Raw genomic sequence first — 22,090 nt, 5'->3', positions numbered from 1 at the left:
GGGTTTGTCTAGTTACACCATCACTTTACATATATCATTGGTAAACTCAACTGGATCAGTAATTGGTAACCCTTCAATTAGTAATGCTTGGTTGTACAGTAGTTGTGTATATAGCTCCACTTTTTGTTTATCGTGATCAAAATTCGCTTTCAATGATTGGAACACTTCATGATCGACATTGATTTCTAGTACCTTGTCCGCTTTAATATTTTGATTATCAGGCATTTGATTTAAGATTTTTTCCATCTCAATTGATACTTCCCCATCGGTTGATAGGCAAACAGGATGTGACTTAAGACGCTGGGATGCGCGAACATCTTTTACTTTTCCTGATAAAACAGATTTCATGTGATCGAACAATTCTTTGTTGTCCTTTTCCTCTGCTTTTGCTTCTTTATCCTTGTCATCCTCTTCGATGCCTAAGTCACCACTTGAAACAGATTTAAATTCCTTCTCGTCATAGTTCATCAACATTCGAATCGCAAACTCATCTACTTCATCTGTGAAATATAAGATTTCATAGCCCTTGTCTAGTACCATCTCTGTTTGTGGTAGTTTTTCAATCCGTTCGTTCGATTCACCTGTTGCATAATAAATATATTTCTGATTTTCAGGCATTCGTGATACATATTCTTCTAATGTCACAAGTTTCTTCTCTGAAGAGGAATAGAACATTAATAGATCTTGCAGGACATCCTTGTTCTGTCCAAAATCACTATATACCCCATATTTTAATTGTCTACCAAATGCATTGTAGAATGTTTCGTATTTTTCACGATCATTCTTCAAAAGCTTTTTCAGTTCGGCTTTTACTTTTTTGACAATGTTCTTTTCAATTAACTTCAATTGACGGTTATGTTGCAACATTTCTCTTGAAATATTTAAAGATAAATCTTCTGAATCTACTAAACCTTTTACAAAGCTGAAATAATCTGGCAACAGATCTGCACACTTGTCCATGATCAACACACCATTAGAATATAGTTCTAGGCCTTTTTCATACTCCTTAGAATAATAGTCAAATGGCATATTCTCTGGGATGTATAAAATAGCATTGTAGCGAACTGCCCCATCGACATTAATATGTAGATGTGTCAATGGTTTATCAAAGCCGTACCGTTTTTCTGTATAGAAATTTTCGTAATCCTCTGCTGTTAATTCTGTTTTGTTCTTTTTCCAAATTGGCACCATACTATTAATCGTTTGTTCTTCGACTACGTCTTCTAATTCTTTTTCATCATCATCTTTTGGCTTTTGTACGGTAACATTCATTTTGATTGGATAGCGTATGAAATCAGAATATTTTTTAACAATCGATTGCAGTCTATTTTCATCTAAGTATTCGTCATAGGATTCCTCTTCTGTGTTTTCTTTAATGGTAAGCGTGATTTCAGTTCCTACAATGTCTTTTTCTGTTGGTTCAATCGTGTAACCATCCGCACCAGTTGATTGCCACTTATAAGCTTGATCCCCATCGACAGATCTCGTAACAACTGTTACTTCATCCGCTACCATGAATGCTGCATAAAAACCAACACCAAATTGTCCGATAATGTCATACCCATCTTTAATCTCATTTTCATGTTTAAAAGCTTGTGAACCACTTTTAGCAATCGTACCAAGATTGCTTTCTAACTCTTCTTTTGTCATACCAATCCCAGTATCAGTAATCGTTAATGTACGATTGTCTTTATTCGCATCAATTTTAATATAATAATTATCTTTATCGAATGTTAGACGATCATCTGTCAATGCTTTGTAGTAAATCTTATCAATCGCATCACTTGCATTGGAAATTAATTCTCGTAAAAAAACCTCGCGTTGAGAGTAAATCGAGTTAACCATCAATTCCAGTAGTTTCTTCGATTCTGCTTCGAATTGTTTCTTGGTCATAGTCTATCCCCTTTCTTCTTTATGTAGGCATTATAAATACTAACCAACAATTTTAATAACACATTATTTCATAGTTGTCAATTAATAAGCAACAATAAAGAATTCCATAACAACAGAACGACGCACTTGTTTAAACAATCACTTCCCCACCATATTAGTTTAGGATCGGGTTTTATCACTTAGAAACGATCTACATTTATACTAGGTATGCATAACTAGCTTTCCATATATTTTTGTTGGAATTGAACAATCGAGTCATAATCTTCTTCATATAAGCGGCTCAATCGTATAAATGCAGGAATTAATTCTGTATATATTTTTACCTGTTCACCGTTTGGATAATGACTATCTGTTGTTCCAACCATTTCCGAAACAGCCGTTAAATCATCTATTTCACCTAGTGCGTAAAGTCCTAACACAACGGCACCTAAACAAGAACTTTCCACACTTTCTGGAATGGACACTTCTTGATTAAATACATCGGAGAGCATTTGTCTCCAAACTGCTGATTTAGCGAAACCACCAGTTGCATGAATTTTTTCTGGAATACCAATAACTTCTTCAAGCGCGAGTAAAACAGTGTAAATGTTAAGGTTAATCCCTTCCAATACAGCTCGCATCATGTGCTCTTTTTTATGATGCATTCCTAAACCAAAAAAGGAACCTCTTGCATTTGCATTCCACAACGGTGCCCGTTCTCCGGCTAAGTAGGGATGGAATATCAATCCTTCTGAGCCTGCTTGAACCTTAGTCATTTTCTCTGTCATAACTTCGTATGGATCAACACCTAATCGTTTTGCTTCTGCCACTTCTTCTTGACACAATTCATCACGAAGCCAACGTAGCACCATGCCACCATTATTTACTGGACCACCAATCACCCAATGCTTGTCTGTTAAAGCATAACAAAAGATTCTTCCCTTTGGATCTGTTACAGGACGGTCTGTTACCGTACGAATGGCGCCACTTGTTCCAATCGTCAGTGCCACCACACCTTTATCAATGGCGTTCACACCAAGATTGGATAACACACCGTCATTTGCTCCGACGATAAATGGTACATCAGTAGTTAATCCTAACTCCTCAGCTAATTCATTAGACAACCCTTGTACTTGATGCGTGGTCGGTACAATGGTAGAAAGTTGCTCTTCTGTTATTCCCGCAATACTCAGTGCATCTTGATCCCATTCTAAGCCTTCTAAATTAAAAAGCCCTGTTGCCGATGCAATGGAATAATCAACGATATACTGATCAAAAAATTGCTTGAACACATACTCTTTTATCGATATAAATTTGGTAGCTTGTTCAAAGATGGTAGGATGCTCCTGTTTTAACCAAATGATTTTGGCCAGTGGTGACATGGGATGAATCGGTGTTCCTGTCCGCATATAAATTTGTTGTCCATCACCTGATTGTTTTAATTGTCTAGCATATGGTTCACTTCGTTGATCTGCCCATGTAATACTGTTTGTTAATGGCTGACTTTTTTCATCCATAGCAATTAAACTGTGCATTGCTGAGCTAAAGGAAACGAATAATAATTCTTGTTTGTCTATCTCACTCTTTCGCATTGCTTCTCGTATTGATGTTTTCACAGCATCAACAATTTCACTCACATCTTGTTCTGCTGCACCTGGTACAGGGGTATGTAATGGATATTCGACTGCATGTTGACTATGCACTTTTCCTGTTCGATTAAATAAAACTGCTTTTGTACTTGTGGTACCTATATCTACACCTAATAAATAGTTTTTCATATTAATTACCTCCAAAATTATGTTTATCGGATTAATGTCCAAAGTTATTTATAATGATCTTTTTCTAAAAAGATTGTGGACAAATGCATATAAGCTATATTATACGACATAACTAATCTCAATTTTCTCTCTTACATTCTGATTGAAATAAGTGCGAATATATCGTTCCGGCAGAATACTACGCTTTCCATGGGCACGGCTTCAGCTAACTTGGTAAAGAAAACCACTTTACCAAGTGGATCTTCAGCTCGTGCTGTTCCCATAGGAGTCTACGTATTCTGCCTCCACTGTTATAAGTTTTCTGATTAATGATAGATGTAATACTTTGTAATTCAACAATAAAAAATTGCTGCATTGTTGTGTTATAACATACCAATTAACATATGGTTTCTTCAGACATAGCAGCACTAAAAAACTTCAGAATACTAAAAAAAAGCTAAGTGTATTTCTGCAGCGCCATCCAGCACCTTTCTGATAAGGAATGAACGGAAGTCAATTACAGCTATGTCGTATAATATAGCAAATGCGCAATAAAGAGTAACAATCTTACAAATCGAATCTTTTATAAAAGCAAGAAGCGCTTACACAAAAGCGCTTCTCCGTATTTTTTCATTATGCAATAAATAACCCTAAAATTAATGCAACTGCTAAACCAGTAAAACCGATTAATGTTTCCATTACTGTCCAGGTTTTCAGTGTATCTTTTACATCAATACCGAAATATCTGTTTACTAACCAGAAGCCTGAATCGTTAACGTGCGAGAATGCTGTTGCACCAGCAGCGATTGAAATAACAATTAATCCTAATGCAGGTCCCTCTAACCCCATAATCGAGATCACAGGTGAAATTAATCCCGCTGCCGTTACCATCGATACGGTTGCAGAGCCTTGTGCAATCCGGACTACAAGTGCGATTAAAAATGCTAACAAAATTGGAGGAAGTGGCGAACCTGCCATCATTTCCCCTAAAACATCTCCAACACCAGAATCGATTAATACTTGTTTAAACACACCACCAGCACCTGTTACCAAAATAATGATACCAGCTGGTTCTAATGCTTTTGTAGCAATATCTTGAACGTCTTGTCTAGAATACCCTCTCTTTGTTCCCAAGAACGTAAACGTTAACAACGTTGCCAAAGTTAAAGCTACAATCGGGTTACCGATAAATGTTGTAAATGCTCGAAAACCATTTTCTTCTGGAAGCATGACTGTTGAAAGCGTATTAATTAAAATCAATACTAACGGAACCAAAATAATCGAAATAATCATACCAAACCCTGGCAACTCTTTGTCATACTCTTTTTCTTGAAAATCCATATAATCAGGAACTGTTGCATGAATTCGTTTTGCAATATATTTTCCAAACAATGGACCTGCAATAATCATAGATGGAATACCAGCGATGACACCAAATAATATTACCCAACCAAGATCTGCACCAATTAAGTCTGCCACGGCAATTGGACCTGGGGTCGGCGGAATATAACTATGTGTTACCGCTAAACCTGCTAGTAAAGGAATACCATAGTATAGTAGAGATCTTCCTGTTTTCTTTGCCAGTCCATAAACTAATGGGACTAGAATAATGAACCCAACATCAAAGAATACTGGTATTGCTACAAAGAAACCGGTAATACCTAGTGCCCATTGCGAACGATCTTCACCAAACTTTTTTAACAGTGTTTGAGCAAGTCGTTCTACACCACCAGATACTTCTAGCATTTTACCAAACATTGCACCTAACCCGACGACAATGGCAACAAATCCTAATGTGCCACCCATACCATTTTCAACCGATTCTATAACGCTGTCTAGTGGCATACCTGCTGCAATACCAACTAGTAAACTAACAAGCATTAATGAAACAAATGCATGCAATTTTGTTTGAATAACTAAGTATAATAACGCAAAAATTCCTGCTACTGCTACTAAAATTAACATTGTTGCTGACATAATCGAACTTCCCCCTGATGTATTATTTCTTTTCTACGGCGTGTCCACCAAATTGATTTCTTAATGCTGCAACTACTTTCCCGCTAAATGTATCTGTTTCTAAAGAACGGTAGCGCATCATTTGCGATAGGGCTATCACCGGCGCGGCTGCTTGTAGATCTAAAGCAGTCTCCACCGTCCACTTACCTTCCCCTGATGAATGCATGATCCCTCTTATTTCGTCTAAATGTCCATCCTGTTTAAATGCATCTTCCATTAGTTCCATTAACCATGATCGAATAACAGAACCATTATTCCACACGCGTGCTACTTTTTCATAATCATAGTCAAAGTTACTTTTTTCGAGAATATCGAACCCTTCCCCAATGGCTTGCATCATACCATACTCAATACCGTTATGAACCATTTTTAAGAAGTGACCACTTCCTGATTCCCCAGTATATAGGTAACCGTTTTCAACACATGCGTCAGAAAAAAGTTGTTCTACCTGTTTAAACGCATCTTCATTTCCACCAATCATTGTGTTAGCTCCATTTCTTGCGCCATCAACACCACCGCTAGTTCCTACATCCAATAAATGGATCCCTTGTTGTAGTAACGCTTGTGACCTGCGAAGTGTGTCTTTATAATTGGAATTACCACCATCAATTAAAATATCACCTGGATCTAATAAACTTTGAATCTCGTTAATCAATTGATCAGTCGCTTCCCCTGCTGGAACCATCATCCATATCACTCGCGGAGATTCTAATTTGGCCACAACATCTTTTGGCGAGGTAGCAGCTATTGCCCCTTTCTGCTTTGCTTTATGTATAGAATCCGATGCTAAATCATAAACAACTACTTCATGTCCATGATCCATTAAGTTGAGGGTAAGATTCATCCCCATTTTCCCTAGACCTATCATTGATAGTTTCATGTTGGTCCCCTTTCAAAAAAAATTATTTCGTGAACTCATTATACAAAAAAATATTATTTGATTGCAATCGTTTTCGCAAAATTTTTTTCTTTTTTTAAATTTATATAAAAATATATTTCTTTTTTTACTGTTTCCCTTTATCATAGTAATAACTTAATTAGTTGGGGGGGAGAACAATGTCTACTACAGATAAACAACAATGTTTACCACGTATACGTTCGCACTACTCTACATTTAGTGATAAGGAAAAGCAAGTGGCCGACTATATATTAGAGAATCCACAACAAGTTGTCCATGGAACAATCAATCAAGTTGCTGATGATATCGGCATTGCAGATTCAACTGTATTTCGATTTTGTAAGCGTTTAGGCTTCAAGGGATTCCAAGCACTTAAGATTGTACTTGCAACCGAAATAGTTGAACCAATGCAAGATATTCACGAAAGAATTGCTGAGAATGACAGTGAAAAAACGGTTGCCGAAAAAGTTTTCTTTTCCAATATAAAAACATTAGAAGATACCTTAAAAATTGTTGATGACAATGCCTTAAAATCAGCAGTTGATGCCATCTGCAAGGCTAGAAAAATTGAATGTTTTGGTATCGGAGGTTCCAATATTATTGCTTTAGATGCCTATCATAAGTTTATTCGAACAGGGATACCTGTTTTTGCTCAACCTGATACCCACCTGCAACTAATGGCTGCCTCACAAATGACCAGTGAAGATGTTGCAATACTGATATCACATACAGGAATGACCAAGGATATTTTAGAAATTCTAGAGGTTACGAAAGATAACGGGGTGAAAACAATAGGAATCACTGGTTTTGCCAATTCTTCACTCAGCAAAAACGTTGATATCCCCTTGTATACAGTGTCAGAAGAAACAGAGTTTCGGTCAGAAGCACTTGAATCACGGATTGCTCAATTAAGTTTAATAGATGCCATGTATGTAAATGTTTTAATGAATCAAAAAGAACATGGAAAAGAGTCCTTACGTAAAGTTCGAAATGCAATCTCATCGAAACGTATTTAGTCAATATTTAACCAAATAGCAAACAGGCATGACTAGTTGTCATGCCTGTTTGCGTGTGTGCTTATCTTTTCAATCATATCTTACTTATTGCCACCATGGATTTTTACCATTTCATCAGCAACGAATTGTACTTGTGTACCCACAATAACCTGGATACTATTTTTGCCAACTACATTGATACCTGGAACTCCAGTAGCTTTTATTTTCTCTTGATCCACAGCATCCATATCTTCTACTTCAAGACGTAAACGTGTGACACAGTTATCAATTGTAGCAATATTTTCTTTTCCACCTAAGCCTTCATAGATTTCTGAAGCCATCACTTCAAATTTACCTATTCCAGGATTTTCCTCAACAGCTTCAGCTTCATTATCATCCTCTTCACGACCTGGTGTGGTAATGTTAAACTTCGCAATCATAAACCGGAATACCACATAATAAATCACTGCGAAGAAGAGACCTTGAACAATTAACATAAATGGTTGGTTAGCTAAAGGCAGTCTTGAACTCAAAACAAAGTCAACAAATCCAGCACTAAATCCAAATCCGGCTGTCCAATTAAATAAAGATGCAATCGCGAGTGAAATCCCCGTTAATGCTGCGTGAACAACATATAGCGCAGGAGCTACGAACATAAATGCGAATTCCATTGGCTCGGTAACCCCTGTGAAGAAGGCAGCGAAACCAGCCGCTAACATTAAGGACGCAACTTGTTTTTTCTTTTTCGTTTTTGCTGCATGATACATCGCTAACCCTGCAGCAGGTAAACCAAACATCATCACAGGGAAGAACCCAGCTTGATACATACCTGTTACACCTTTTTCACCGTTACCATCCCAGAAGTTGCCAATATCATTAATTCCAGCCACGTCAAACCAAAATACCGAGTTTAACGCATGGTGCAGGCCTGTAGGAATTAATAAACGGTTAAAGAAGCCATATAAACCTGCACCAGTAGCTCCTAAATCACTAATTGCAGTACCAAAGTTAACTAAACCAGTATAAACGACGGGCCATACAAAAAATAAAACAACAGACGTTAAAATCATCGATACTGCTGACATGATTGGTACTAATCGCTTACCACTAAAGAATGCTAAGGCATCTGGTAATTTCACATGACTAAAGCGATTATACATGTTTGCAGCAATCGCACCTGACAAGATCCCAACAAAGGCGTTAGAGATATTCTCAAACGCCGGATCTACAGCTGACTCTTCTACCCCTTGTAGCATGGCCACCGATTCTGGATCAAGTAATGTTGTTGTCACTAGAAAGGCAACCAAACCACTCAGCGCTGCCGAACCATCCCGTTCTTTCGCCATCCCTAATGCTACACCAACCGCAAATAAGATAGGAATATTATCAATAATTGATGAACCAGCGGTAATTAGGAAAGCTGCAGCGGCATTTTCTTCACCCCAACCAGAAGGGTCAATCCAATAACCAATACCCATTAAAATCGCAGCAGCTGGTAAAACAGCAACCGGAAGCATTAATGAGCGTCCAAGATTTTGAAGATATTTCATCATAGTTCATTCCTCCAATCAATACAATTTCGATACGTAATAAATAAAATAAGTGCTAGCCATGTTATTGTAGCAGGGGTACTACTAGTATTTCTTCACCTCCCTTAAATAGTATGTAAGGGAAACCTAAAAACATGAATAAGAGCTATCAATAGACGATCCAAACATGCATTTCCCTTCGCAAACATGTTGAAATCGCTTAATTCAATGGTAACATTATCCTATATGGTCGTCTATACCAATTTGTTGAACATTGTCTATTTTTGGCGTTTTGCGACCCTTTTTCTTTTAGTTAGTCCACTGGATACATTTGCTTTGAGTTCACGGCTCTACACAAAAGGATAGTTAGCAAAAGATAGAGTCTGAAATCTATCCCATTTCACCTCGAACAAAACCTACAAACAATGCATCTCATCCTCCACTTGATCCCACGGCACTTTATACCCTTTTCCTTTCGCACAAAAGATGGATGTGGACGTATAGTCTGGATCTGCATCTTTATTATAACCAATTTGTTGGATCACTTCTTCTTGGTTATGACAATGATCATAACCACCGTACATGAGATTCAGTATACCTTTCCCCTTCGTAATTGATGCAAATTCCGTGCTATAATGCATAAAAGTAGCAACAGGGACTTTTCCAATAATTGTCGCTTTGTCCTCCGTCATCTCAGGAGGTGAAAAGGTTGCCGACGCTTGCTGCAGGTCAGATAAAACCCTTCCCATAACATCGATATCCACCTTTATTTTAAAATCATAATATGGCTCTAATAGGATATTTGTAGTTTTTTCCAATCCTTGACGCAATGCTCTGTATGTAGCCTCACGAAAATCACCACCGGATGTGTGCTTGTTATGTGCTCTTCCAGTTAATAACGTCACCCTCACATCGGTTAATGGCGAACCTGTTAACAATCCGTGATGATCTCGTTCGAATAAATGGTGGCGTATTAAGTTTTGGTGACCAACCGACAAATCATGCACATGACATTTATTTGAAAAAGAAATACCACTCCCTCTTTCTCCAGGCTCTATCCGTAAATGAACCTCTGCATAATGTTTTAATGGTTCAAAATGGCCGTAACCTGTAATAGGTGTTTCAATTGTTTCTTTGTATATAATTTTTGGGTCGGCAAAGGAAACTTCAAAACCAAATCTTTCTTTCACCACCCGTTGTAGCACCTCTAATTGTACAACACCCATAATATGAATATGAATTTCTTGTAAATGCTCGTCCCATTGTGCGAACAATGCTGGATCTTCTGCATCAAGTATTTGAAAACATTGCCACATTTCTTTGATAGAAATCGCCTTCCTATCATAAATAACTTTTGATTTTAAGGTCGGGATCATATGAAATAGAGACCTTTCTCCAAATGAACCAATTCCATCCCCTATCTTTAATTCAGACAATCCATTTACGGCAAACAGTTCTCCAGCTTCAACTCGATCCACTGTTTCAAATTTTTGACCATTAAAGATTCGTAGTTGTGTGACCTTCTCGGAAAGCTCAGTATCTTCCATCTGGTATTGGAATTGATCACGGACCTTGATACTACCTTGTAAAGCTTTCATAAAGGTAAGACGATTCCCGTTTTCATCGTAGCGAATTTTATAGACACGGGCAGAGAACTCCCCTGTATTCGAAAACGACGTCTCGGTTAACAAGTCGATCATTTGAAAAAACTCGCGAATCCCTTCATCCTTTAATGCCGACCCAGACCAACATGGATACACAGCTTGACTTTTAATCATCGATGTTAATGTGCTGAGCCATAATTGTTGTTCAAATCCTGATTCCATATAATAATCAAGTAACATTTCATCCCGTTCAGCAATAAATTCAATTAACTCATTGGTCATATCACCTTGCTGGAAGGCTGTTGTGAAGTCATAGATATTCTTTGTCAAATTTGTATGTATATCCTGTATGACACGATCAACATCAGCACCAATTCGATCGGTTTTATTAATAAAGAAAAAGGTCGGAATTCGGTGTTTTTGTAATAACTGCCACACTGTTTCCGTATGTCCCTCTACACCTTCCACCGCGCTAACAATGACAATGGCATAATCCATTACTTGAATCGACCGTTCCATTTCGGCAGAAAAATCGACGTGACCAGGGGTATCTATCAAATAATAAGTGTGCCCGTTATAGTCCATTTTAGCTTGATCTGCAAATACCGTTATGCCACGTTCCCTTTCAATTTCATGACTATCTAAAAAGGCATCCTTATGATCAACACGACCTCTGTGGTCAATACTTTGTGTATGATATAACAACTGCTCTGAAAAAGTCGTTTTTCCCGCATCTACATGTGCAAGCAACCCAATTGTCTTATTCATATCTTTCACCTCCGGGACATAGGAATGCATCCTACATCTTAACTTCAACTTATACATCTAATCTAGTATAAGTTATCCGCGTTACATTGAAAAGTCTCTTCCCTTACCGACAAACAAGACTTTCTAATACTTAAATAACAAATAAGAATCATTTCATGCAATATCCATCTCATAACGATATTTGATTCATCTCAAGATGCGATATATAATAAAGACAACAAAAAGAAAGCGATTACAAAACCTTTCCACGGAAGGATATCAAGGAGGAATAATGATGAGCCAAGGTGAAAGAACTTATAAAGTAGAACATTTATTAAGCTACCAAAAGTTTGATGAGCAAGAACTTGCGATGATGACGGACGAACATATTGAATATTTCCACTGGCTCTATTTCGAAGAATCTGTTTATGATCTCATGTAAATATTTCATATAAAAAACATGCGCTATCCTACTACGAATAGCGCATGTTTTATTTTCTCTTCTATTCCGTTTGCCAAACGACTGCAATGGTATCTTCACCAGCATGAACCGCTATGGAGGAACTAATTTCTCCAATAACGACATCCAGATAGGGAATTTCTTGTAAAACTTGTTGTTTTAGTTGTATAGCCTTTGCCTCCGCATTACCGTGCATGATGCCGATTTGCTTTATGTTATGAGGTGATGATGATTGCTTTATGTTATGAGGTGATGATGATTGCTTTAATACATCTATCATTCTTTTCATTGCTTTGTTCTCAGAACGAATCCGCTCATACAGAACAAGCTCGCCTTGTTTGTTAATGGTAAGAATTGGTTTAATTCGGAGAAAATTTCCTATTAGGAACCTCGCACCTGACATTCTTCCGCCTTTGTACAATTGTTCTAAGTTTCCTATTAAAACGAAATGATTTATTTGTTTTGTTAATTGTTGTAAACCATTTGCAATTTCTTTCATTCCTTCCCCACGTTTCGACATCTTTATTCCATATTCCAATAAGATTGTCAGCCCATAAGAAACAGATCGTGAGTCCACCACCTCTACATCAAAGCCTAGTTGATCTTTTGCATAGATGGAACTCGCCAAAGTTCCGCTTAAGGCGCTAGATACATGAACCGCAATTACTTCCTCATATTCCTTCTGCAACTTTTCATATAACTGTATAAACTGTCCATGTGGTGGCTGGGAGGTTTTAGGTACTTGTTTATCATTCCTAATGATTTTATACAACTGTTCAGACGATAAATCTACTCCATCTTCATAAGATATATCTTGCGCAATAACAGCAATTGGCACCACAAAAACATCTGGATGGTGACATATTTCTTTGGTTAGAAAGGCGGTACTGTCAGTCACAAATGCAAGCTTTTTCTTTGTCATGGTTTCCACTCCTCTACTAATGCTATGAGGATATAAACTTTAATCAGTGGGGGTTCCTTTCATCACCTACCTATCTTCTTCAGTTTATCTCCTAGTTCGAAGTTGGGGTCTTACTTCAGTTACAAGTAGGATAAAAATCAACATCAACTAAAATTTACATACAATCTTTTTGTCATTTTATGTTATGATAATCGGATGAATGATAATGGAGAGGAGAAATTCATCATGAATGAGGTATTAAACTGGTTAACTACAATCATTTCTTATGAAAATCTAATAAATCTTGGCATATCAATTGGCATTCTATTACTCTTCCTACTGTTTCGAAAATTGTTTACCAAATATGTATTTCGTATGATTTTAGGATTAAGTAGAAGGACACCAACCGAATTCTTTTCAAAAGTATGTTTGGCGTTTGAACAGCCAGTTCGATCGATCTTTTTAATTATTGGTGTATATGTCGCCATGGCTTATTTCCCATATATCGATCAAGCGAATCCGTTCTTCGAAAAGCTTATCCAAGAAGCATCAGTGATTGTCATCCTTACTTGGGGCTTATATAATTTGTCATCCAGTTCATCCGTTTTATTTACAAAACTTAATGATGAAACAAAACTTTCGATTGATCCGATATTAGTACCATTTTTATCTAAAGCGATCCGCTTTATCATCATCGCGATAAGTTTTAGTATCGTGGCCCAAGTATTTGGTTACGATGTAAATGGTTTTGTTGCTGGACTAGGACTTGGTGGACTTGCATTTGCACTTGCTGCCCAAGATGCGATCAGTAACCTATTTGGTGGTGTAATCATTATTACAGAAAAACCATTTTCGATTGATGATTGGATCAAAACCCCTAGTGTCGAAGGTCTTGTCGAAGATATTAACTTCCGTAGTACTAAAATTCGTACATTTGATCAAGGACTTGTAACCGTCCCTAATGCCACCTTAGCCAATGAGAATATTACGAACTGGAGTGAAATGGGCAAGCGTAGAATAACGTTTAATTTAGGTGTTACCTATGATACTCCAAAACAAAAACTACAAACTACCATTAAAAGAATAAAAGAACTATTAAATCAGCACGATGCCATTCATCCAGAAACCATTTTCGTAACGTTCGATCAATACAATGATAGCAGTTTGGATATTTTCTTATACTTCTTTACCAATACGACTGTATGGGAAGAATATCTAAACATAAAAGAAGAAATAAACTTTGCGATTATGGAAATTTTACAAGAAGAAGGCGTCTCGGTTGCCTTTCCAAGTCGAACATTATATGTAAGTTCCGACACTGAAGCTGTATCACAAGCTGCAGCCTCGTTACAAAAGGACAACTAAAGAAAAATCCCAACAAGACCATCATAGTCTTGTTGGGATTTTTTTATAGTCAGGCTTTACTAGTTACTAACTTTTTACCTGGTAAGCGAATGGCAAAATATAAGACTAGGACACTAAAAATCAAACAAATCATTACAACCATATGTAAATGAGCAACATCTAAATAGTCGTTAAATAATATCCCTAAAATACAAGAAGAAAAAATGGAGCCCAGGTAGCGGCTTGTTTGATATAAACCTGCTGCCGAAGCGGTTTCTTCTTTATTGACATGACTATATAAAGAGATTTGTAAAGAAATGTTATTAAAACTATTACTCATTCCTATGATCGCCATAATAATAAGGAGCCACCATAATGGTGTAGTGTCATGAACAGTTAATAGTAAAGCAGTCCCCACCATTAAACTAATAGCTCCTGTTAACAACGTAAGCTTTGCACCACTTCGGTCAATCCACCGGCCAACGAACGGTGTTACGAATACTCCCATTCCTGCCATGGCAAGCATAATCAAACCTGTCGTTCGTTCACTATATTCACGAACCTGTAACAAGAATGTTGGTAATCCAAAGAAATAACAGTAAAATATGATATTGATACTCATAAAATGAAGATAAATAAAAGATACATTTTTATTGTTTTTTAACGCTTTTAAATCGATAAAAGGATCACGGCGTCGAGTTTCATAAACATACATGCACACAAAAGAAAGGATAGCAACAATGATTGCCCACCATTTTACCTGATCCACAATTGATAACAAAAATAAGATTAATGTTGTAACCCCAACCACAAACAGGCTAATTCCTCCAAAATCAATCCTAGTTAGGTCAATTTTATTTTTGCCGGTATTCGGTAAGATCGTAATCGATAAAACAAAGGACACGATAATAAAAGGTAAATTAATCACAAAGATAGCAGGCCAATTCCATGATTGAATTAAAAAACCTGCAATCGAAGGTCCAAAGGCAGCAGATGTTGAAGAAAATACGGCAATAGTACTTAAAGCTTTGCCTTGGTTTTCTGTAATACTACTACGAATCATCGCCATCCCACTAGGGAATAGTGTTGAACTTCCAATTGCTTGAAGCGCACGGAATCCTAAAAGTGTTACATAGTTAGGTGAAAGAGGAGCTAAAATGGACGTTAAAGCAACCAATGAAAGTCCTGTTAAAAACAATCGTTTCGGTCCAAACATGTCACTCAACTTCCCCATCACTGGTTGACCGACGGCACTAGCAATATAAAAAATAGAGATCAGCCACGACACATCAGTAAATGTTAGCTGAAACTCATGTTGTATCCTTGTTAATGCGACTGAAATCATTGATGAATTCAGTGGATTAAGTAAAGTCCCTAGACCGATTGTCAATACAAACAGCCAGGATTTAGTTGTAGGTTTGGTCACTTTTATCACCTGAATATTGTCATAGTATATTTTCACAAATTATCTATCTATTAATTGTACTACTATATTCTATATAAACAAAACAAAGTGGTTACCTGAACGTATCCCTTTTAATACATTCAGGATTAGAAAAAATCCTACTTTCTAAACAAACTAAAAAGTAGGATTTATATACTACCCTCTCATCAAAGATGGAAGTATGGTAATGAACTGCGGAAAAATTAAAAATAAAACAATTGAAAATACCATTGCCGCAAGCATTGGAACAACCCATCGGAAGATCTTCTCAACAGCATATTCTTTCATTACACCACTTATGATATACACACTTAAACCTAATGGTGGCGTGATAAGTCCAATGTTCATTACAATGATCATTATAACCCCAAACCATACGCCATCAAAGCCCAATTGCGTAATGATTGGGTACACCACAGGTAGTGTCATTGCTAGAATTGCAATGGTTTCTAAGAACATCCCTAATATGAGATAAACTACTAAAATCATAGAAATAATTATAATAGGTGACCAATCAAGTCCATTAATAAAAGCTGTTATATTCATCGGTATTCGACTTATCGCCAAGAATTTACTGAAAATATCTGCCCCAATTAAAATGAGGAAAATCATTGCTGATAATCTAGTTGTTTCACTTAATGCCTTTTTCAATTTATCAAGATCGATACGTCTTGTAATCAAGGCTAATAGTAAAGCACCAAATGCTCCGACTGCCCCCGCCTCTGTAGGGGTAAAGATTCCAAGATAAATCCCCCCGATAGATACAACAAACAGAATAGCAAATGGCCACACCTTACTGATTGACTTAAAGCGTGTTTTCCAATCTGATTTTTCCGTTTGGGGACCCGCATCTGGATCCTTTCGCACCCATAGAGAGATAACAAGCATAAAAAGTCCAACTTGAACAATACCAGGAATAATACCAGCAATTAACAAATCACCTATCGGTTCCATTGTCATGACACCGTAGAGAATTAAAATCACACTTGGTGGGATTAATATCCCTAATGTCCCACCAGCTGCAACAGATGCAGTAGAAATCGCTGGTTTATAATTATACTTTTTCATTTCTGGCAATGTAATACGAGCCATCGCTGCTGTTGTCGCATTTACTGAACCAGAAATAGATGCAAAGATAGCACTAGTCCCGATTGTCGTGAGCGCTAGTCCACCTTTAATATGACCAATCCACGAATCTACCATTCTAAATAAATCTTGTCCAAGACCACTATAGGATAAAATCATCCCCATTAAGATAAATAATGGAATAACACTCAGCGAATAAGAACTCGCTGTTCCAAATGGAGTGTTTCCTAATTGAATTAAGCCTGTATCAAATCCCCGTATAATCCCAAATCCAGCCGTACCAACAAAAATCAACGAAATGCTAACAGGGACTTTTAAAAACAGTAATACAAGCAAAACGATAATGCCAATAACGCCTATCAACTCTGGACTCATGACTTTTTCACCGCCTCTATCATGGATTTAATTCCATTTGCTAGTGCTACAAATGCAAAAATAAAAGAGCCTATTGAGACAATTAAGATAAACGTATAGATTGGTAGTCCTAAGTCCGTTGTTGTTGTACCCCTTTCCATAAGACGCATCGCTTCATTAATAAGTTGGAAACTCATAATTAAAATCAAGACAAAGATAAATAAATCAACTAAACCTTCTATCATCGCCTTCTTTTTTGCCGACAGTTTATCAACTAAAAATCCGACTGCAACGTGTTCTTTATATTTATGCGTCACTGCAAGAGTGAAAAATATAACGATAGCAGATCCTAATTCGGTTAACTCATAAGCACCTGTAATGGAATGATTAAACAACGCTCGTCCAATCACATCAAAGGTAGTCAAAAACATAATCAACATAAGGATTAGGTTTGAAATTTGGTGCAATAGAAAATTAAGGCTATTCAAGCCTGTATCAAGCCATCTAACAACCCGCATCGGACTCCCCCCCCTAAATTATTGATTACTTAGTTCTATGGCTCGATCATATACCTTTTGACCTGGCAGCCCTTTGCTCTCTTTATCTTCTATCCAAGATTCTGTTGCAGGAGCCATTTTTTCCTCCCATACGTCCAATTCTTCTTCTGATATTTCATAGAACTCTGCACCTGCTTCTTCCGCTGCTTGCACCGCTTCTTTTGAACGTTCATCGACCACCTCACCGTACAGCGATGACATATACTCTCCTCGTATTTGATCAAGTGCGTTTTGGTTAGTATGATTCATAGATTCATATGCACTTTCACTCATTACTCCATAGAAAGTTGTCATATAAAAATTTCCTACCGTTACATAGTCAATGACTTCTTGCAAACTATAATCTAACAACGTGTGGGGTGGAGCAACCGTCCCATCCACTACCCCTCGTTCCAACGCTTCATATACATCATTCATTGGCATTGATACTGGCGTGGCCCCTAATTCTTCCAACCATCGATTTGCTTCTTGAGATGGGGAGCGTATTTGCATACCTTGCAAATCTTCTGGTGTTTTTACTTGTTTTCCCACCGTGAATAGTTGGCCGGCTTCAGAGGTAGATAACCACAAAGGAACCACATCCCCATGTTCTTCCTGTAGTGCAGGAAACTCTTGATACAATTGCCATAAAATCTTAGATCCATCAACTGCCTTATCACTAATAAATGGTAGTTCCATTACAGATGTAAGTGGAAATTGGTTAGGTGTGTAACTATGCACACTAAATCCCATATCCGAAATTCCAGTGACTGCTGCTTCATAGTGTCCATCTGTGTCAGCTAATTGATTACCAGGAAAAGAAGTAATCATGACCGTCCCGTCCGTTGCTTCTTCTGTCTCTGATTTAAATTGTTGTACAACATTAGTCTCAAAAATATGATTGGCAGGAAATGCATGAGAAAATACGAGATCCTCTTCAGTCCCGCTTGCACTTGACTTACCTGTGCATGCTCCCAACAACATTACTAGTACACACGCATTCAGCATTGTGAACAATTTCTTACTTCTACACCTAACCATGAATAAATACACCCCTTTGTATTTTTTCTTTCTCATTAGGTTTTTTGAAAATCATAGCTTATTCGTTTAGTAAATGAGATCCCACCAGCCCCAAAGCAACTAAGAACAAAGTGTCATGCACTCACGATTGTGGTATCGCTTTCAAAAACTTGCAAAAAAATAACAATTGAATTAATAATAATTATATATAATTTAATATATGATGTCAATATTTTACGAAAATTGAAAAATCTCAAACTAGTCCTAATCCTCTTTGAATAAAGAGGTTATATTGTTGTATATATGGTAGATAATAGGAAAGAACATTGATATCAAGCTTCAGGTGAGGTGATCTGTAAGGGATCATTAAAGGCATGAACTATCAAACGTACATATTTGGTACTAATAAATTTCGATATTAATGTCAAATCCCCTGCAAAAATTCACCAGCATATTAAAGTGTCATAATCTTGACATATTGAATGTTATCACGCTCTACAACGACATTATATTGAACGATCTACTTTCACCTCTGCACCATGTTTTATATTTAAACTGCTTAACTGAAAAACAATAAATAATACAATCAGAATACTTGCCGTGTAACCATACATGGAACTGTAACCAACCATTCCAGCTAATAACCCCAAACTTGGAGAACCAATTGCCATACCTAAATCCATGCCGGTAAGAATCATGGAATTGGCCAAACCCTTTTTATTTGTAGTTACTTTACTCACTGCGATTGCTTGTAAAGTTGGATGCATGACACCATACGCTATCCCATATAAGATACCAGCTAACACAATCAAATGAACAGATGACGCAATCGATAATAAGACAAGTCCTAAGATACCACTAAAAGTCGAACTGTGAATCATCACCTTATAGTCATACTGATCGAAAATCTTTCCAGAAATTGGACGAATAACGATCATCATGATCGTAAACACTAAAAAGAAATAACTAATACTTGCTCCAACTTTCATTTCTTCCCCAAGCCCATGAATAAAATTAAATACACCACTGAATGTTAAACAGAGCAGAAAGACTAGAAAGCTAGGTAGTAAGACATTTTTTTCAAATGTTTGATTTACGATCGATCGTTTAGATAATCTTTGTTTCAATGAGCCTTTTGCTTGTGGTTTTGTCACATTCATCAACGGCATAGATAGAACAAAAATGAATAGAATAATCAATACTGCAAGGATTAAAACGACTTGGAAAGAAAAAGTATCAATCAATGTTAACGCCAATATTGGTGCTATACTTGCACCAACACTTGTTGCCATTGCAAAGAAGCTAATCCCCTCTCCTGTTCGTTCTGTCGGAATCCTCAATGATGCGAGTGTAGCAAGTAAGGTTGTCACAACCCCAAACCCTACTCCTTCGATTACTCGTGTGATTAGTAATAGTGTGGTAGACGTTCGTCCATAACTAATCAAAACAGCAACTAACACAATCAATAACATCATAATCATTGTTTTTTTCATATTTATATAATTTAATTGAATGCCTATAATTGGCCTAGAAATAATCGCTGCCACCATAAATGCAGTCGTCATTAATCCACCTTTTGCCGGTTGATCACTTAATTCAATGATATATATTGGAAAGCCTGCATTTAACATATGTAACGTTACAAAAAACAAAAATGTCACGGACAAAATAAGTATATATTGCTTTGTCCATAACCGTGGTTTTTGTGCTTTCATTCTTACACCTTCTTTTCGTTACCTGTTTTCTACATGATTGTTGTTATGTCACATTAACTATAAACTCCAAAAATAACTGTTTTATGATTTCCCTTCCCAAGCTATCCGCAAAAATGAGTATAAAATCCCTAATCTTGTTGATCTATCGCAACTTTAGATTGTTTATAACAAACAATACAAGCCTTTGTCTGCACAAAGGCTTGTTAGAGTCGATCATCCTATTTACAATGGAATGTGTTTAATAAAACCTATTTCACATACTGATTCTCTTGATAACTCCCATATTTTCCACCAAAGAATAATAATGGTTCCCCTTCTCTGACATGGATATCTTTAACTTTTCCAATAAATAACGTGTGATCTCCTACCTCTATCGTTCGATCGACATCACAAACAACAGAAGATAAAGCGTTTTCAATAACTGGCATATCTTGATCCATTAATTCAAAATCAATTGGGTTCTCTTCTTTCTTTTGTCCTGCGAAATGCATCGAAATATTTTGCTGCTCTTTTCCTAAAAAACTAACAGCATATTTACCAGATTTTTTAATTTTGTCTAGCATTGCTGCCTTATTATCAATCGAAATGGTAACTAATTTAGGATCTAATGAAATCGACATAAATGCATTTGCCGTCATGCCATGCACATCTTCTCCTACTTTTGTCGTAATAACAGTAACACCTGTTGCAAAGCGACCCATTGCTTGACGAAATAGTTTATCATCCATTGGTTTTCCTCCTTACAAATAATTAGATCGAGATCGTCTCTTTCACTTTTACTTGACTAACAAATACTACTTCCCCATAAAAATGATGTGGACTAAACCCATGAACACCATCAAGTACTAATACATTATCATCACCCACATTCGAATACTGATAATAAGTCCCATACAACCTTTTATTACCTTGGATTACCTCCACATAATACGTACCAATACTTGGTAACATAAACTTTCCATTTGGGATTACTTTTAAGTTTTCACTTGAATGATCTTGAATAATGCTAGCGCTTACTTTATAGTCAGTACCCAAGTAAGAAGAGACTTGCTCCACTTGACCTGCTTGGATTAAAGCCTTTATTTTCGTTGTGCTTATTTTTTCATTATCAATTGATTTCTTTGGTATAACCGATAAACCATAGCCTTGCTTGTTTGAATCCTGTTGTAACACTGTTGTATTCCCAGCCGCTTTAAAACCAAACGTAAAATCAAATCCAACCACTACATGCCGTGTGTTCATATTTAAAATAAATTTCTTGATGAAATCGTGCGGATCTAGTGAGGCAAATGCACGATCAAATTTAACAACAAATAGTTGTTCTACTCCCATTTCTTCCATGCGCTTAATCTTCTCTGGTAATGGCATTAGATATTTATGATCTTTATCACCTTTAATTACTTCGTTTGGATGCGGACTAAATGTCATAGCAGAAAATAGATATTTATTTTTTTTGGCGATTGTTCTTGCCTTATCTAATAATTGTTGATGACCTTTATGAATACCATCAAAAAAACCAATTGCCATCACATGAGGTTCTGTCTCGATCTTCTGACTCACATCATTTATCATTACTGTCTTCAAGGTTATCCCCCCTTACAGTCTATCCTAGCTTATATAAAGGATAGCAAACGACTGAACGTAATTCTAGAACAAACATTATTTATATTTCACGAATTTTCTAACAATAATTAACAGTTGATCGATTCTCAGTAAATTACATTAGGCTAAAAGTGAAACTTCACTCTGTGGGAGTTTTTGCTCTTCCCACACTGAGTGTTGCACCACAAAGGAGAGACCCGCAAGACCTTG

Annotated in this window: 17 protein-coding genes; 3 read left to right on the top strand and 14 right to left on the bottom strand. The window is 36.8% G+C overall.

Annotation, left to right across the window (positions count from 1 at the left end):
- Positions 1-12: 12 nt before the first annotated feature.
- From htpG to gnd, 4 genes are all read right to left on the bottom strand, one after another.
- Positions 13-1,893, bottom strand: a complete 1,881-nt coding sequence (htpG, locus tag FCI53_RS08155) for a molecular chaperone HtpG (RefSeq protein WP_138417655.1) — start codon at positions 1,891-1,893, stop codon at positions 13-15.
- A 215-nt stretch (positions 1,894-2,108) separates the two neighbouring features.
- The gene (gntK, locus tag FCI53_RS08150) at positions 2,109-3,656 is read right to left on the bottom strand and encodes a gluconokinase (protein ID WP_425457166.1); all 1,548 of its coding nucleotides are present in this window, start codon (positions 3,654-3,656) and stop codon (positions 2,109-2,111) included.
- A gap of 606 nt (positions 3,657-4,262) precedes the next feature.
- Positions 4,263-5,606 (bottom strand): GntP family permease, encoded by a 1,344-nt coding sequence (locus FCI53_RS08145; RefSeq protein WP_138417651.1) that lies wholly within the window; start codon positions 5,604-5,606, stop codon positions 4,263-4,265.
- 22 nt (positions 5,607-5,628) lie between these two features.
- Entirely contained in the window at positions 5,629-6,525 is an 897-nt protein-coding gene (gene gnd / locus FCI53_RS08140; protein WP_138417649.1) for a phosphogluconate dehydrogenase (NAD(+)-dependent, decarboxylating), read from the bottom strand.
- 176 nt (positions 6,526-6,701) lie between these two features.
- Here gnd and FCI53_RS08135 point away from each other — a divergent pair, with 176 nt between their 5' ends.
- On the top strand, positions 6,702-7,559 hold the full coding sequence (locus FCI53_RS08135) for a MurR/RpiR family transcriptional regulator (protein WP_138417648.1): 858 nt from the start codon (positions 6,702-6,704) through the stop codon (positions 7,557-7,559).
- A gap of 80 nt (positions 7,560-7,639) precedes the next feature.
- Here the strand turns inward: FCI53_RS08135 and nagE are convergent, their stop codons facing one another.
- Positions 7,640-9,091 carry an N-acetylglucosamine-specific PTS transporter subunit IIBC gene (gene nagE / locus FCI53_RS08130; RefSeq protein ID WP_138417646.1) on the bottom strand — a complete coding sequence of 484 codons (1,452 nt, stop codon included), beginning with the start codon at positions 9,089-9,091 and terminating at the stop codon, positions 7,640-7,642.
- A gap of 392 nt (positions 9,092-9,483) precedes the next feature.
- A complete protein-coding gene (locus FCI53_RS08125) occupies positions 9,484-11,439 on the bottom strand; it encodes an elongation factor G (protein ID WP_171038106.1) in 1,956 nt (651 codons plus the stop codon).
- A 274-nt stretch (positions 11,440-11,713) separates the two neighbouring features.
- Here FCI53_RS08125 and FCI53_RS08120 point away from each other — a divergent pair, with 274 nt between their 5' ends.
- Complete coding sequence (locus FCI53_RS08120) at positions 11,714-11,860, top strand: BH0509 family protein (protein ID WP_138417644.1); 147 nt, start codon at positions 11,714-11,716, stop codon at positions 11,858-11,860.
- Between the two features lie 61 nt (positions 11,861-11,921).
- On the opposite strand, the gene FCI53_RS08115 is transcribed toward FCI53_RS08120, so the two are convergent.
- Positions 11,922-12,800, bottom strand: a complete 879-nt coding sequence (locus tag FCI53_RS08115) for a DegV family protein (protein WP_138417642.1) — start codon at positions 12,798-12,800, stop codon at positions 11,922-11,924.
- Between the two features lie 225 nt (positions 12,801-13,025).
- Between FCI53_RS08115 and FCI53_RS08110 the strand changes: the two genes are divergently transcribed.
- Positions 13,026-14,144, top strand: coding sequence for a mechanosensitive ion channel family protein (locus FCI53_RS08110; protein WP_138417640.1), 1,119 nt, complete (start codon positions 13,026-13,028; stop codon positions 14,142-14,144).
- Positions 14,145-14,193: 49 nt separating this feature from the next.
- Here FCI53_RS08110 and FCI53_RS08105 read toward each other — a convergent pair whose 3' ends face one another.
- From FCI53_RS08105 to FCI53_RS08075, 7 genes are all read right to left on the bottom strand, one after another.
- Positions 14,194-15,549 carry an MFS transporter gene (locus FCI53_RS08105; protein WP_138417638.1) on the bottom strand — a complete coding sequence of 452 codons (1,356 nt, stop codon included), beginning with the start codon at positions 15,547-15,549 and terminating at the stop codon, positions 14,194-14,196.
- A gap of 174 nt (positions 15,550-15,723) precedes the next feature.
- The gene (locus tag FCI53_RS08100; RefSeq protein WP_138417636.1) at positions 15,724-17,028 is read right to left on the bottom strand and encodes a TRAP transporter large permease; all 1,305 of its coding nucleotides are present in this window, start codon (positions 17,026-17,028) and stop codon (positions 15,724-15,726) included.
- On the bottom strand, positions 17,025-17,525 hold the full coding sequence (locus tag FCI53_RS08095) for a TRAP transporter small permease (protein ID WP_138417634.1): 501 nt from the start codon (positions 17,523-17,525) through the stop codon (positions 17,025-17,027). Before FCI53_RS08095 ends, FCI53_RS08100 begins: the two co-directional genes overlap by 4 nt.
- Positions 17,526-17,543: 18 nt before the next feature.
- Positions 17,544-18,584 (bottom strand): TRAP transporter substrate-binding protein, encoded by a 1,041-nt coding sequence (locus tag FCI53_RS08090; RefSeq protein WP_138417632.1) that lies wholly within the window; start codon positions 18,582-18,584, stop codon positions 17,544-17,546.
- A gap of 485 nt (positions 18,585-19,069) precedes the next feature.
- Entirely contained in the window at positions 19,070-20,278 is a 1,209-nt protein-coding gene (locus FCI53_RS08085) for an MFS transporter (RefSeq protein ID WP_138417629.1), read from the bottom strand.
- 248 nt (positions 20,279-20,526) lie between these two features.
- Positions 20,527-21,006, bottom strand: coding sequence for a flavin reductase family protein (locus FCI53_RS08080; RefSeq protein WP_138417627.1), 480 nt, complete (start codon positions 21,004-21,006; stop codon positions 20,527-20,529).
- Between the two features lie 22 nt (positions 21,007-21,028).
- Positions 21,029-21,862 carry an FAD synthetase family protein gene (locus tag FCI53_RS08075; RefSeq protein ID WP_138417625.1) on the bottom strand — a complete coding sequence of 278 codons (834 nt, stop codon included), beginning with the start codon at positions 21,860-21,862 and terminating at the stop codon, positions 21,029-21,031.
- Positions 21,863-22,090: the final 228 nt, after the last annotated feature.

It is taken from the genome of Aquibacillus sediminis, from assembly GCF_005870085.1.
GTDB classification, from domain to species: domain Bacteria; phylum Bacillota; class Bacilli; order Bacillales; family Amphibacillaceae; genus Aquibacillus_E; species Aquibacillus_E sediminis.
Note: the sequence above shows the minus strand (reverse complement) of the source record. Positions and strands in the feature narration are given on the sequence as shown.

Coding starts and splice junctions, on each gene's coding strand:
- htpG (WP_138417655.1), bottom strand. CDS start 1,893: ATGACCAAGAAACAATTCGAAGCAGAATCGAAGAAACTACTGGAATTG.
- FCI53_RS08145 (WP_138417651.1), bottom strand. CDS start 5,606: ATGTCAGCAACAATGTTAATTTTAGTAGCAGTAGCAGGAATTTTTGCG.
- gnd (WP_138417649.1), bottom strand. CDS start 6,525: ATGAAACTATCAATGATAGGTCTAGGGAAAATGGGGATGAATCTTACC.
- FCI53_RS08135 (WP_138417648.1), top strand. CDS start 6,702: ATGTCTACTACAGATAAACAACAATGTTTACCACGTATACGTTCGCAC.
- nagE (WP_138417646.1), bottom strand. CDS start 9,091: ATGATGAAATATCTTCAAAATCTTGGACGCTCATTAATGCTTCCGGTT.
- FCI53_RS08125 (WP_171038106.1), bottom strand. CDS start 11,439: ATGAATAAGACAATTGGGTTGCTTGCACATGTAGATGCGGGAAAAACG.
- FCI53_RS08120 (WP_138417644.1), top strand. CDS start 11,714: ATGAGCCAAGGTGAAAGAACTTATAAAGTAGAACATTTATTAAGCTAC.
- FCI53_RS08115 (WP_138417642.1), bottom strand. CDS start 12,800: ATGACAAAGAAAAAGCTTGCATTTGTGACTGACAGTACCGCCTTTCTA.
- FCI53_RS08110 (WP_138417640.1), top strand. CDS start 13,026: ATGAATGAGGTATTAAACTGGTTAACTACAATCATTTCTTATGAAAAT.
- FCI53_RS08100 (WP_138417636.1), bottom strand. CDS start 17,028: ATGAGTCCAGAGTTGATAGGCGTTATTGGCATTATCGTTTTGCTTGTA.
- FCI53_RS08095 (WP_138417634.1), bottom strand. CDS start 17,525: ATGCGGGTTGTTAGATGGCTTGATACAGGCTTGAATAGCCTTAATTTT.
- FCI53_RS08090 (WP_138417632.1), bottom strand. CDS start 18,584: ATGGTTAGGTGTAGAAGTAAGAAATTGTTCACAATGCTGAATGCGTGT.
- FCI53_RS08085 (WP_138417629.1), bottom strand. CDS start 20,278: ATGAAAGCACAAAAACCACGGTTATGGACAAAGCAATATATACTTATT.
- FCI53_RS08080 (WP_138417627.1), bottom strand. CDS start 21,006: ATGGATGATAAACTATTTCGTCAAGCAATGGGTCGCTTTGCAACAGGT.